General features: G+C 60.5%; 1 protein-coding gene. It reads right to left on the bottom strand.

The genetic code is table 11. The features are described 5' to 3' along the window. The coding region (locus RVY79_RS16625) for an IS481 family transposase (protein WP_317465584.1) at nucleotides 1-985 on the bottom strand (985 nt) is incomplete at its 3' end. Between the last annotated feature and the right edge of the window lie 91 nt (nucleotides 986-1,076).

Raw genomic sequence — 1,076 nt, 5'->3', positions numbered from 1 at the left:
TGTCGGGTCCCGTGTGATTGACTACCCGCTTGGTAAATAACTCAGGACGCTTGGTCTGCCATTCCTTCATCATCGCAATCGGTGATTGATGATGCAGCGCCTTCTGCGGGATGTGGTGATTGTACAGCCAGGTGTAGCGTTTGAGCGTCTGCTCCAGGTCCTCGCCTGAGGTATAGCGCCGAGTCGCCAGCACATCGCTGATACGGCCGTTGAAGCGCTCCACCATGCCGTTTGTCTGCGGCCTTCCCGGCTTGATCAGACGGTGCTCGATACCAAGGGCCTGGCACTCTTGGTCAAACGGGTGGTTCCCGCTGGGCTTGCGCTCACCCGCCCGCGTGAAGCGATCGGTGAATGACTTGCCGTTGTCGGTCAGTACCGTCTGGACCTGGAAGGGAGCCTTCTCCTCCACCCGCTTCATGAACGCCCGCGCATCCTTCGCGGACTGGCTGCATCTCACCTCCAGATGGACCCAGCGCGTGGCACGATCGATGGCGACGTACAGGTAGCGTTTTTGCTCCTCGTCGGGCATCTGGGGCAGGTGCTTGATGTCGATGTGCACGTAGCCCGGCTCATAGTCTTTGAAAGGCTTGTGCCGGGGCTTCTCATCATCGCCCGCGTCCCGTCGAGCCAGCTCTGCCAGTGTCGGCACCTCGCGCCGCTTGAGCATGCGATGCAGACCAGAACGCGACAAGCCAGGATTGAGGAACTCACGTGCCACGACGAGCAGATCATCTAGGCCGAGGCGCAGGAATTCACGCGCCGCGATCAGCACCTCTTCCTGTTCGGAATTGAGCGTGGCCAGCAGGTTGTGACGCGTGTGCGGCCGGTCCTGGACATCGTCACGGTACCGCCAGCGCCGGATGGTCGCGACGGCGACGCCGTACTGGCGTGCCAGCTCGCTGTCGCTGATGCTGGAAGGCGCTGCCTGGATCTCGGCCCGGATCTTCGGTGTGGTGGTCGCCTGTTTATGTAGCTTGATGTCCATATCCTTGCTCCCGGATGAACTGCTGAAGAAGCTCCTTGGCGGCCAGCAAAGGATAACTTCTATAGCTCATCTGATCATCCGGGACCCTACA

The sequence above is a fragment of the Chromohalobacter sp. HP20-39 genome (assembly GCF_033052815.1).
Taxonomy (GTDB): Bacteria; Pseudomonadota; Gammaproteobacteria; order Pseudomonadales; family Halomonadaceae; genus Chromohalobacter.
Note: the sequence above shows the minus strand (reverse complement) of the source record. Positions and strands in the feature narration are given on the sequence as shown.